We start from the raw sequence: 12,509 nt of genomic DNA on the forward strand, positions 1-12,509 counted from the left end.
TGTGACATGAAGGGCCGTGGCGTCAGTCGATGCCGCGGTCCTTCAACAGGTTCATGAGCTCACGGTCCTCATCGGTGAATCCCGCCTTGTCGGGGTTGCCGGGCCCTTTCCGGCTCTTCTTGTCCGCCGGCTTGGTCGGCGTGGTCCTGCTGGTGGGGATGGAGGGCTGCGTGCTGCCGCCCGCCTTCTTCGGCTGCCCCGCCGAGTTCTCGATGCGACGCTGCTTGGCCTGTTGCCGGGTGACCGGCTCCAGGTAGCCGGCGCCCAGCCAGATGACGATGCCCAGGGCAGCGCCACCGACCCCCACCCATCGGGTGGTGTCCATATGGGTGGATCGCACCCAGTCCACCGACTGTCGAAGCCATCCCGCGACAAGGCTCATCAGTCCGAGAACCCACAGACCGGCCGGCACGAGAGCCGCACCGATCCCGCGAAGTACAGATCGCACGGAGTGGCGTCTGACCCACATCAGTACCGCCCAGGCGAGCGGGAGCACGATCAGGACGACGGAGACGATGACGGTGATGGTGGCCTCACTCATGCCGTCAACTCTCCCACACGCACGGTAGCGTGCGGGCCGTGCGCAATCTCCTGAAGCCCGTCGAAGGAGATCGGGGCGATCCCGATCCCGAGGTTCGCCGACTCGTCGCCGCGGCGCGCCGGTCGAGGAGCGACTACCTGGACGCCGTGGTGTCGCTGTGCACGGCTCGTCTGCTGATGCCGGTGATGGCACCGCAGGATCGTCTGTCGCCGACTCCCGCCGCACCGCAGCCGTCCCACCCGAGCGCTGGGTCCGCAGGTGACCAGACCCATGAGATGGCGCCCGAGGTCAACGAGTTGGGCGCGGTGGTCCTCACGCACCCGGACGGGACGACCGCCCTGCTGTGTTTCACCGGGGCCGATGCCATGGGGGAGTGGGACGCCAGGGCGCGCCCGGTACCGGGGCACCTGGACGATCTGGCGGCAACCGTCGACGAGGCAGGCGCCCAGGTGCTGCTGATCGATGTGGCCGGTCCGGTCCCCATGGTGATCGGACCCGACCTCATTGCACAGTTGTCGGCGGGTAGACGCCTGGTGAAGCTTGACGACGGCGGCTACGGGTGGATGTCGGTGGCTCGCTGAGCACAAGGCGTCGGAGCGATGGGACCTCTTCGGGGCGGACCCGCCCCGGTGACAGGTCGGGATCGAGACGTCGCGAAGTGCGGCCGGAGACCGTCCTCCAGGGAGCTCTGAAGAGCCCGCGGGTGGCTGTGTGCGCTGGAGCGCTGGCCGGTGGGGACAGCCACACCGGGCCTGTGTTGCGTGGTGGGTGGGTGTGGGGTAATGTTCTCCGGGCTGTCCGGTTGATGGTTCGTGGCTGTTCGGCTGTCTGGTGCCTGTTGTGGGTGTCGGGTGGTGGGTGGTTTCGGGTTGTTGGGATGATGGTTCGGGATTTGTGCCGGGTTGTTGTTTCGGGTAGTGTTGGTCGGGTCGCCTCGTGAGGGGCGGTGTGATTGACCTGATGGTTTCGGGAATGCTTCTTTCGGGGTGTTTTCGGGATGAATCAGTGCCGGGATGTGTGCGGGTTGGTCGGTTTGACTGGCTGGTGTTGTTTCGGTAGTGTTGATCGGGTCGTCCTGCGAGGGACGGTGTGATTGATTCCGGTTGTTCCGGGGATGCTTTTTTGGGGTGTTTTCGGGATTGATTGGTGCTGGGAAGTGTGTGGATCGGCTGGTTTGACTGGCGGGTTTGTTTCCGGTAGTGTTGTGAGAGCCCCAAGCGGCCATGTGATGTGGTGGTGCGGGTCGTGTGTGATGTTTGAGAACTCAACAGTGTGTCATATGTTTAGTCAATAAAGATGTTTTGTTGATGCACAACTTGTGTCGTGTGTCGGATTTATTGATTCCTTTGATTGATTTCGATTGATCATCTGATTTTTTGTCAGTTGGTTTGTCGGGGTCAGTGTTTTGGATTCTTTGATGGTGTCGCCTGTACTGTGGTCCGCCGGCCTTTGGGGTTGGCGGGGTGCGGTGGTGATATTTTTTCATTGGAGAGTTTGATCCTGGCTCAGGACGAACGCTGGCGGCGTGCTTAACACATGCAAGTCGAACGGTAAGGCCCTTTCGGGGGTACACGAGTGGCGAACGGGTGAGTAACACGTGAGTAACCTGCCCATCACTTCGGGATAACGCTAGGAAACTGGTGCTAATACCGGATATGAGCTCTCATCGCATGGTGGGGGTTGGAAAGTTCTGGCGGTGGTGGATGGACTCGCGTCCTATCAGCTTGTTGGTGAGGTTGTGGCTCACCAAGGCGTCGACGGGTAGCCGGCCTGAGAGGGTGACCGGCCACATTGGGACTGAGATACGGCCCAGACTCCTACGGGAGGCAGCAGTGGGGAATATTGCACAATGGGCGCAAGCCTGATGCAGCAACGCCGCGTGCGGGATGACGGCCTTCGGGTTGTAAACCGCTTTCACCAGGGACGAAGTGCCTTTCGGGGTGTGACGGTACCTGGAGAAGAAGCACCGGCTAACTACGTGCCAGCAGCCGCGGTGATACGTAGGGTGCGAGCGTTGTCCGGATTTATTGGGCGTAAAGAGCTCGTAGGTGGTTGATCACGTCGGAAGTGAAAACTTGGGGCTTAACCCTGGGCGTGCTTTCGATACGGGTTGACTTGAGGAAGGTAGGGGAGAATGGAATTCCTGGTGGAGCGGTGGAATGCGCAGATATCAGGAGGAACACCAGTGGCGAAGGCGGTTCTCTGGACCTTTCCTGACGCTGAGGAGCGAAAGCGTGGGGAGCAAACAGGCTTAGATACCCTGGTAGTCCACGCTGTAAACGGTGGGTACTAGGTGTGGGGTCCATTCCACGGATTCCGTGCCGTAGCTAACGCATTAAGTACCCCGCCTGGGGAGTACGGCCGCAAGGCTAAAACTCAAAGGAATTGACGGGGCCCCGCACAAGCGGCGGAGCATGCGGATTAATTCGATGCAACGCGAAGAACCTTACCTGGGTTTGACATGGATTGGTAACGGTCAGAGATGGCCGCCCCCCTTGTGGGCCGATTCACAGGTGGTGCATGGCTGTCGTCAGCTCGTGTCGTGAGATGTTGGGTTAAGTCCCGCAACGAGCGCAACCCTCGTCCACTGTTGCCAGCAATTCGGTTGGGGACTCAGTGGAGACCGCCGGGGTCAACTCGGAGGAAGGTGGGGATGACGTCAAGTCATCATGCCCCTTATGTCCAGGGCTTCACGCATGCTACAATGGCTGGTACAAAGAGTTGCGACACTGTGAGGTGGAGCGAATCTCAAAAAGCCAGTCTCAGTTCGGATTGGGGTCTGCAACTCGACCCCATGAAGTCGGAGTCGCTAGTAATCGCAGATCAGCAACGCTGCGGTGAATACGTTCCCGGGGCTTGTACACACCGCCCGTCAAGTCATGAAAGTCGGTAACACCCGAAGCCGGTGGCCCAACCTTTTGGGGGGGAGCCGTCGAAGGTGGGACTGGTAATTAGGACTAAGTCGTAACAAGGTAGCCGTACCGGAAGGTGCGGCTGGATCACCTCCTTTCTAAGGAGCTGTGACTGTGTGGGTCGTCGTTGTGGCGGTCTGGCATGGTCCATTGGGTCGGGCGCCTCCTGTGTGGGGTGTGTGGCCTGCTTCTGTGGAATGTTGACTGGATGTATTTTTCTGCCTGGTCTGGTGTCCTCCTGTGTGGGGGTGTCGGGTGGGTGGGGGCGCACTGTTGGGGTTCTGGGGTATCACCTTGTGGTGTCCTGGCGAATGCCGCTGCTGCGGGTCCTGTTGTGGGGCTTGTGGTGGGTGTCTCGTGTGGTGGTTGAGAACTGTACAGTGGATATGAGCATCTTTGTAGATTCTTGTTTTGTGTGTATTGCAAGCTACTTAGTGCGGTCGGTGGATGCCTTGGCACCAAGAGCCGATGAAGGACGTTGTGACCTGCGATAAGCCCCGGGGAGTTGGTGAACGAACTGTGATCCGGGGATGTCCGAATGGGGAAACCTTGAATTGCCGGAGTCATGTCCGGTGACCCTGCCCTGAATGTATAGGGGTGTGGGAGGGAACGCGGGGAAGTGAAACATCTCAGTACCCGTAGGAAGAGAAAACAATAGTGATTCCGTGAGTAGTGGCGAGCGAAAGCGGATGAGGCCAAACCGTGTGTGTGTTCAAGCCGGCAGGCGTTGCATGCGCGGGGTTGTGGGGCCTTCTTGATCTGACTGCCGTCGGGTCGACCAGTAAGAAATGGTGTGTGAAGTCGAATCGTCTGGGAAGACGGACCGGAGTGGGTGAGAGTCCCGTAGACGTGAGTGCACCGCTGGTGGGAGTGACCCCAAGTAGCGCGGAACTCGTGAAATTTCGCGTGAATCTGGCGGGACCACCCGTCAAGCCTGAATACTCCTTGGTGACCGATAGCGGATAGTACCGTGAGGGAATGGTGAAAAGTACCCCGGGAGGGGAGTGAAAGAGTACCTGAAACCGGCCGCATACAATCCGTCGGAGCCTGAACACTTGTGTTCGGGTGACGGCGTGCCTTTTGAAGAATGAGCCTGCGAGTCAGTGGTGCGTGGCGAGGTTAACCCGTGTGGGGTAGTCGTAGCGAAAGCGAGTCCGATAAGGGCGACAGTCGCGTGCTCTGGACCCGAAGCGGTGTGATCTATCCATGGCCAGGATGAAGCGACGGTAAGACGTCGTGGAGGTCCGCACCCACTTCAGTTGAAAATGGAGGGGATGAGCTGTGGATAGGGGTGAAAGGCCAATCAAACACCGTGATAGCTGGTTCTCCCCGAAATGCATATAGGTGCAGCGTTGCGTGGTGCGTGCCGGAGGTAGAGCACTGGATGGTCTAGGGGGCCTATCAGCTTACCGAAATCAGCCAAACTCCGAATGCCGGTATGTTGAGCGCAGCAGTGAGACGGCGGGGGATAAGCTTCGTCGTCGAGAGGGAAACAGCCCAGATCATCAGCTAAGGCCCCTAAGGGGCGGCTAAGTGGAAAAGGATGTGGAGTTGCGGTGACAACCAGGAGGTTGGCTTGGAAGCAGCCATCCTTGAAAGAGTGCGTAATAGCTCACTGGTCAAGTGATTCCGCGCCGACAATGTAGCGGGGCTCAAGCCGTCCGCCGAAGCTGTGGCAGTCAGTCCTTGTGGCTGGCTGGGTAGGGGAGCGTCGTGTCAGTGGTGAAGCGGTGGGGTGACCTGTCGTGGAACTGGCGCGAGTGAGAATGCAGGCATGAGTAGCGAATGACGGGTGAGAAACCCGTCCGCCGAATATCCAAGGGTTCCAGGGTCAAGCTAATCTGCCCTGGGTGAGTCGGGACCTAAGGCGAGGCCGACAGGCGTAGTCGATGGACGACCAGTTGATATTCTGGTACCGGTGCAACACCGTCCGTGCCGAGGTGTGTGATGCTAAGCGTGCGAGTCCTGGTCTTGCGCCTCTTTGAGGTGTGGGGCTGGTGATGAGTGTGTGAACCGATCATGTAGTAGGCAAGCTGCGGAGGGACGCAGTGAGGTAGCTCAACCCCAGCGATGGTTGTCTGGGGCTAAATGTGTGGACCGTCCGGCAGGTAAATCCGTCGGGCATGTGGTCGAGGCATGATGGCGAGCCCACGCTTGTGGGTGAGTGAGTGATCCTGTACTGCCGAGAAAAGCTTCGTGAGCGAGGTGTTGGACCGCCCGTACCCTAAACCGACACTGGTGGATTGGTAGAGTATACCGAGGCGATCGAGAGAATCATGGTGAAGGAACTCGGCAAAATGCCCCCGTAACTTCGGGATAAGGGGGGCCCCAACTGTGACAGTCCTTGCGACTGGTAGCGGTGAGGGTCGCAGAGACCAGGGGGAAACGACTGTTTACTAAAAACACAGGTCCGTGCGAAGTTGTAAGACGATGTATACGGACTGACTCCTGCCCGGTGCTGGAAGGTTAAGGGGAACTGTCAGAACCTTCGGGTTTGAAGCGGTGAACTTAAGCCCCAGTAAACGGCGGTGGTAACTATAACCATCCTAAGGTAGCGAAATTCCTTGTCGGGTAAGTTCCGACCTGCACGAATGGAGTAACGATTTCCCTACTGTCTCCACCATGAACTCGGCGAAATTGCATTACGAGTAAAGATGCTCGTTACGCGCAGCAGGACGGAAAGACCCCGGGACCTTTACTATAGTTTGGTATTGGTGATCGGTGCGACTTGTGTAGGATAGGTGGGAGACTGTGAGGCAGCCACGCCAGTGGTTGCGGAGTCATTGTTGAAATACCACTCTGGTCGTTCTGGTTATCTCACCTCGGACCGTGATCCGGTCCAGGGACAGTGCCTGATGGGTAGTTTGACTGGGGCGGTCGCCTCCTAAAAGGTAACGGAGGCGCCCAAAGGTTCCCTCAGCCTGGTTGGTAATCAGGTGTTGAGTGCAAGTGCACAAGGGGGCTTGACTGTGAGACAGGCATGTCGAGCAGGGACGAAAGTCGGGACTAGTGATCTGACGGTGGCTCGTGGGAGTGCCGTCACTCAACGGATAAAAGGTACCCCGGGGATAACAGGCTGATCTTGCCCGAGCGCTCACAGCGACGGCATGGTTTGGCACCTCGATGTCGGCTCGTCGCATCCTGGGGCTGGAGTCGGTCCCAAGGGTTGGGCTGTTCGCCCATTAAAGCGGCACGCGAGCTGGGTTTAGAACGTCGTGAGACAGTTCGGTCCCTATCCGCTGCGCGCACAGGAATCTTGAGAAGAGCTGTCTCTAGTACGAGAGGACCGAGACGGACTGACCTCTGGTGTGCCAGTTGTTCCGCCAGGAGCATGGCTGGTTGGCTACGTCGGGATGTGATAACCGCTGAAAGCATCTAAGCGGGAAGCACACTTCAAGATGAGGGTTCCCACAGATGAATCTGGTAAGGCCCCCGAGAGACCATCGGGTTGATAGGCCGGACGTGGACGCACTGCAAGGTGCGGAGCTGACCGGTACTAATAGGCCGAGGGCTTGCTACACACACTTCATCTTCTGTGACTGCTCGTATCCACTGTGCGGCTCTGGCCCACCACACACCCCCTGCGGGGGTGCGGGATGGTGGCTGGATCCGAAACAAACACGCCCACACACTCCAACCCATTCAATGGGCTGACGGGTTGTGTGGGAGTCATATCCACAGTTTTTGTGCCGGTGGCCATGGCTGGAGGGAAACACCCGGTCCCATTCCGAACCCGGAAGTTAAGCCTCCACACGCCGATGGTACTGCCCACGCCAGTGGGTGGGAGAGTAGGACGCTGCCGCACAAACCCCTTAAAAAAAGAGTTCGGGGCCCGGACCGTGTTCCCCATGTCGAGGTGATCGACATGACGGGGACCCGGTCCGGGCCCCGAACCACACCCACACCCAGACACCGACGGCAACACCCCTGGATCGACCGGGCACAGACGGGAGACAGCCCGGGGCCGGCTCGGCGCTGCCGCCCGAGAAATGCTCATTGTCGAGCCTGCTGGAAACGCTCCAGGTGGCCGGTGCGCCGACCGGTACCCAGGGCGATCCCATCAGCGTCGGCGTCCGCGACCGGCGGGTGGGGAGCGTCGGGGCCCGCCAGTGGCACAGCTGCGCGCTCATCGGAGGTGGGGCAAGGACTTTCAGTATTGGTGCGGACCGTGCTGCTGCGGGAGAATGTCCCCATGGCAGATTCCACAAATGGCGGCGGACGTTCGGGCCGTGGCTTCTCCGGTGACGGACGTCGCGGAGGAGCGGGGCGCTCCGGCGGCTACGGCAGATCCTCCTCATCACGAGGCGGGGGTTACCGCTCCGGCGGCGGTCGCTCCGGTGGCGGTGACTGGCACGGTTCGCGTCGCGACAATGATCGAGACAGCAGCGGGTCGCGTTGGCACAGTGAGAACGACCGCGATCATCGTGGATCCGGTGGTCGGGACGACGACCGGCGCAACTCCCGACGTCGTGATGATGATCACCGTGGGTTCCGTGGTCGTGACGATGATCACCGTGGGTCCCGGCGTCGCGACGACGATCGCGAGGGCGGCGGATCGCGCTGGCACGGAGATCGGGATCGAGACCGCGGTGGCTACCGGGGCCGAGACGATGATCGTCGCGAGTCGCGGGGCTCGGAGGGTCGCGGCCGACGTGACTGGGATCGCGGTGAGGGCGGCGACGACTCGAGTCGTGACGGCGGACGCCGTGGCGGGTACTCGCGCGGTGGACGTGACGAGCGTCGGTCCGATCGTGGCGGACACCAGTCCCACGGGTCCTGGGGAGATCGTGGGCCCAGGCGTCACGACGATCGAGGAGCATCCAGGGACGATGCCGGCAGCGAGACTCGGGGACGCGGACGCTACGCCGATGAGCCGCTGGCACCGCTGGACTTCGACGAGGACTCTCTGCCGCCCTCGGTGAAGGCCGAGCTGCGAAGCGTTCCCTCCGATGTTGCTCACATCATCGAGGGTCACGTGGTGGCTGCCGCGGAGCTGCTGGGCGATGATCCGCAGTTGGCGCACCGTCATGCCCAGGCCGCGCTGAGGCGTGCCGCGAGGCTGCCCGTGCTGCGCGAGGTCGCTGCCGAGACGGCCTATGCGGCGGGGGAGTACGCCTCCGCCCTCAACGACTACCGTGCGCTGCGACGGATGACGGGCAATGACAACCTCATCCCGGTGATGGCCGACTGCGAACGAGCACTCGGTCGTCCGCAGAACGCTCTCAAGCTCATTCGACAGGCCGAGGATGATGACCGGCTGAGTTCCTCCCAGCGCGTCGAGCTGGTGCTGGTGAAGGCCGGTGCACGCGAGGACATGGGCCAGGTGGCCGAGGCCAAACGCCTCCTCCACGCGGCCGTCACCACGATGCAGGGCTCCGATGAGGCCAAGGCGCGGCTGCACTACGCCTACGCCGATCTGCTGCTCAACACCGGCGACAAGCACGGGGCGAAGACCTTCTTCGCCTCCAGCGATGCCCTCGACGCGTCTGGACTGCTGGACGCAGCCGACCGGCTCGAGGAACTGGAGACCGGCCGCAAGGCCGCTCCGGACCCCGATGAGCAGAGCCCGTCGGACCACCCGAGTGACGGCAGCAGCCAGAGCCCCGACGTCGAGAAGCCCGACGCTGAGAAGCCGGACATCGAGAAGCCGGACATCGAGAAGCCCGACGCTGAGAAGCCCGACTCCGAGAAGTCCGACGACGAGACGAGCAGCAACGAATGAGTGACGACGTCAACCCCCGAATGGCACAGCAGGATCCCGTCGATCAGCCGTTGATCGACCACTACGACGCGGCCCTGTTCGACCTGGACGGGGTGATCTACGTGGGTCCCCACCCGGTCCCGGCCGCCCCTCCGACCGTCGAGAAGCTGCTCGCCCGCGGGGTGAAGGTCGGTTTCGTGACCAACAACGCCGCGCGCAGCACCACCGTGGTCGCCGATGTGCTGCGGGGCATGGGCATGGACGTCACCCGCAACGACATCGTCTCCTCCGGGGAGGCGATCACCGACCTGGCGGCGTCCCGGCTTCCCCGCGGAGCACGCGTCCTGATCGCCGGCACCGAGGCGCTGGCCGACGAGGCGCGCGCACGAGGCCTGGAACCGGTGTGGACCGCCGACGAGAACCCGGTGGCGGTGATCCAGGGCTATCACCCGCAGATGCCCTGGTCCCTGCTCGTCGAAGCCGGCCTGGCCGTTCAGCACGGAGCCGCCTGGTACGGGGCCAATCCGGACATGACCAGACCCACCGACCGGGGCATCGTCCCCGGCGTCGGGGTCCAACTCGCAGCGGTCGGTGCCACCGTCGATGTCGAGCCGGTGATCGCCGGCAAGCCGCACCGCCCCCTGCTGGATGCCACGGTCGCCCGTCTGGGCTGCACCCACCCGGTATTTGTCGGCGACCGGCTGGACACCGACATGCTCGGGGCCAACCGCGCCTCGATGGGCTCGATGTTCGTGTTCTCCGGAGCCCACGGCAAGCACGATCTGCTCGACGCCGACCCCCAGTCGCGTCCCGAGCACATCGCCAAGGACGTCTCGGGGCTGCTGGATCCACCGCGCGAGGCGGTCATCGACGGTGATCGCGCAGCGTGCCGGAACGGCAGCGCCGCAGTGGTGGACGGCCTCGTACAGGTCGACGGTCCGGTCGGGTCCGAGCTGGACGCCCAGCTCGACTGCCTGGCGGCGGTTCTGGCCCTGGTCTGGTCCGGCCGTGGGACCGGATCCCACGACGGACTGGCGGTCCTCGACCTGGTCCACTGAACACTGTTCAGGGCGGTCGGCTATGATGTCTGCCGACCCGGTCCCCACGACTGGGTCCACCCGTGCCATCAGGAGGGCATCATGGCCGACCCATCGGCAACCGACTCGACGCGTGCGTCGGGCACCGACTATCTGCACAACGGATCGGCCGGTGGGCCCGCGGTGCCGGGCCAGGGGTCGGGCGGCATCCCGAGGACTCCCGAACCGGCTCGCACCGCACCGGCGAAGCGAGGATTCGAGGCCACCGACATCGCCCTGATCGCGGTCTTCGCGGCCCTCATCGCCGTGCTGGCGATCATCCCGCCACTGTTCGCGATCGGTGCGGTGCCCTTCGCCCTGCAGATGATCGCCGTGATGGCGGCCCCGATGATCCTCGGGTCGCTGCGGGGAGGCGCGGCCGTCGGCCTCTACCTGGTGGTCGGCCTGCTCGGTCTGCCGGTCTTCGCCGGCCAGACGAGCGGACCCGGAGTGCTGCTCGGAGCCTCGGGCGGATTCCTCCTCGGATACTTCTTCGGCGCCTTTGTGGCCGGTGCGCTGGCCACCGCGGTGCTGCGGTCCCGGCCGCGGCGCAGTGTGCTGCCGATCCTGCTGTACCTGGTCGCTCTGGTCGACATGGTCGTCATCTACGCCTTCGGGGTTGCCGGGATGATGATCAACGCCGGCATGTCCCTGCGGGTCGCGGTGGCGGCCAACGGCCTGTTCATGGCCGTCGACCTGGTCAAGGCGGTGCTGGTGGTGATCATCGCGGTCGCCGTCTTCACGGCCTTCCCGCGGTTGATGCCGGCTCCCCGACGGGGCTTGCGAGCAGCTGCCGGTGATTGAGTTCAGGGAGGTCGGCCTGGTCGTCGACGAGTACGACATCGCCGGGGAGCACCGCCAGGTGACCATCCTCGCCGACGTCAACCTCAGCCTGCCCGAGCGCCGAGTCGCCGTCATCGGTCCCAACGGCGCCGGCAAGTCGACCCTGCTGCGAATGGTCAACGGCCTGGTGGCACCCACCACCGGGGTCGTGCTGGCCGACGGCGTCGACCCGGTGCGAGACCCGCGCAGGGCCCGACGACAGGCCGGCTACATCTTCACCGACCCTCGCTCCCAACTCGTGATGTCGACACCGTTGGCCGACGTCGAGCTCAGTCTGCGCCCCAGGGTGAGGCGGCGCGCCGACCGTCACCGTCTGGCCCTGGAGCTGCTCGCCGACCGCGGGCTGTCCGACATCGCCACCCGCAGCGTCCACGACCTGTCCGGGGGAGAGCGGCAGCTGGTCGCCCTGGCCAGCGTGCTGGCCGTCGAACCCACCATCATCATCGCCGACGAGCCCACCACCCTGCTGGATCTGCGCAACCGCGAGCAGCTCAGGCGCGCCTTCGACGCACTGGACCAGCAGATCCTGTGCTCCACCCACGATCTGGACCTGGCCTCGACGATGGACCGGGTGCTGGCCGTCGAGAACGGACGCATCGTCGACGACGGTGCACCGGGCCCGGTCATCCAGCGCTACCGGGAACGGATGACGATGGCGCCGGCCGGCGACGGAGCACGGCCGTGAACGGCCAGGGGGACGTCGAGCGCTACCTCGGCGTCTACGTTCCGGGCCACACCCCGGCGCACCGGATGCCGGTCTGGGCCAAGTACCTGATGCTCGTGGTGGTCGGGGTGCTCCCCTTCATCCTGCGGATCTGGTGGTTCTCCCTGGTCTGTCTGGCGGTGGCGGTGGTCATCGTCCTGGTGGTGGCACGGCTTCCCCGGCGCCTGGCCCTGCGGATCGGCACCGCACTGTGGATCATGAACGGGCTGATCCTCGGCTATCACGTCGTCTTCAACACCTGGCAGCGCGGGGTGGTCTACGTCGCCTCCCTGATGGCCTGTCTCTACATGGCCAGGATGCTGACCTGCACCACCTCCACCGACACCCTGATGGACGCCATCGCCGGCTTCGCGAGGATCCTGCGGCCGCTGGGCGTCAGCCCCGAGAAGGTGGCCCTGGCGGTGACCCTGATGTGGGCCACCGTCCCCTACCTGCTGGGATCCTTCCTGTCGGTGCGCGACTCCGCGCGGGCCCGCGGGATGGAACGCTCCTCGTGGCGATTCGTGGTCCCGGTGATCGTCGGGATCGTGGGTCACGCCCTGGAGGTCGGCGACGCGCTGCGCGCCCGCGGCCTCGGCGACGAACCGCAGATCAGGGCGGGTGTGCGGTGACCACGGCGGTTCGGCCGCTCTGAGGCGAGAGGGCCCGGTCCGGCCGGCATCGGCCGGATGTCGCAGTGGGAAAGCTAGTCTGGGTCCGTGACGTCCCAGAA

General features: G+C 63.3%; 8 protein-coding genes and 3 rRNA genes. 10 read left to right on the forward strand and 1 reads right to left on the reverse strand.

Going from position 1 to position 12,509, the window contains the following annotated elements; translation table 11 throughout:
* Positions 1 to 22: 22 nt before the first annotated feature.
* A complete protein-coding gene (locus FEZ32_RS10080) occupies positions 23 to 541 on the reverse strand; it encodes a hypothetical protein (RefSeq protein ID WP_138680528.1) in 519 nt (172 codons plus the stop codon).
* Between the two features lie 38 nt (positions 542 to 579).
* Between FEZ32_RS10080 and FEZ32_RS10085 the strand changes: the two genes are divergently transcribed.
* The 10 genes from FEZ32_RS10085 to FEZ32_RS10125 all read left to right on the forward strand — a co-directional run bounded on the left by FEZ32_RS10085 (position 580) and on the right by FEZ32_RS10125 (position 12,408).
* Positions 580 to 1,122, forward strand: a complete 543-nt coding sequence (locus tag FEZ32_RS10085; protein WP_028703736.1) for an SseB family protein — start codon at positions 580 to 582, stop codon at positions 1,120 to 1,122.
* A gap of 901 nt (positions 1,123 to 2,023) precedes the next feature.
* Positions 2,024 to 3,551: ribosomal RNA gene (locus tag FEZ32_RS10090) — 16S ribosomal RNA — on the forward strand.
* A gap of 322 nt (positions 3,552 to 3,873) precedes the next feature.
* A 23S ribosomal RNA gene (locus FEZ32_RS10095) occupies positions 3,874 to 6,973 on the forward strand.
* Positions 6,974 to 7,141: 168 nt separating this feature from the next.
* A 5S ribosomal RNA gene (gene rrf, locus FEZ32_RS10100) occupies positions 7,142 to 7,258 on the forward strand.
* Together the 16S, 23S and 5S rRNA genes form the textbook arrangement of a ribosomal RNA operon.
* Before the next feature lie 403 nt (positions 7,259 to 7,661).
* The gene (locus FEZ32_RS13570) at positions 7,662 to 8,375 is read left to right on the forward strand and encodes a hypothetical protein (protein ID WP_217496648.1); all 714 of its coding nucleotides are present in this window, start codon (positions 7,662 to 7,664) and stop codon (positions 8,373 to 8,375) included.
* Between the two features lie 56 nt (positions 8,376 to 8,431).
* Positions 8,432 to 9,175, forward strand: coding sequence for a tetratricopeptide repeat protein (locus FEZ32_RS10105; protein WP_244937846.1), 744 nt, complete (start codon positions 8,432 to 8,434; stop codon positions 9,173 to 9,175).
* A complete protein-coding gene (locus tag FEZ32_RS10110; protein ID WP_244937847.1) occupies positions 9,172 to 10,212 on the forward strand; it encodes an HAD-IIA family hydrolase in 1,041 nt (346 codons plus the stop codon). The genes FEZ32_RS10105 and FEZ32_RS10110 overlap by 4 nt, the downstream gene beginning before the upstream one ends.
* A gap of 81 nt (positions 10,213 to 10,293) precedes the next feature.
* Positions 10,294 to 11,034, forward strand: coding sequence for a biotin transporter BioY (locus tag FEZ32_RS10115; RefSeq protein WP_138680529.1), 741 nt, complete (start codon positions 10,294 to 10,296; stop codon positions 11,032 to 11,034).
* Complete coding sequence (locus FEZ32_RS10120) at positions 11,027 to 11,758, forward strand: energy-coupling factor ABC transporter ATP-binding protein (RefSeq protein ID WP_097828099.1); 732 nt, start codon at positions 11,027 to 11,029, stop codon at positions 11,756 to 11,758. Before FEZ32_RS10115 ends, FEZ32_RS10120 begins: the two co-directional genes overlap by 8 nt.
* Positions 11,759 to 11,823: 65 nt before the next feature.
* Positions 11,824 to 12,408 (forward strand): energy-coupling factor transporter transmembrane protein EcfT, encoded by a 585-nt coding sequence (locus FEZ32_RS10125; protein ID WP_236082252.1) that lies wholly within the window; start codon positions 11,824 to 11,826, stop codon positions 12,406 to 12,408.
* The last annotated feature ends 101 nt before the right edge of the window (positions 12,409 to 12,509 follow it).

It is taken from the genome of Acidipropionibacterium jensenii, assembly GCF_005890135.1.
In the GTDB taxonomy this organism is placed as follows: Bacteria; Actinomycetota; Actinomycetes; order Propionibacteriales; family Propionibacteriaceae; genus Acidipropionibacterium; species Acidipropionibacterium jensenii.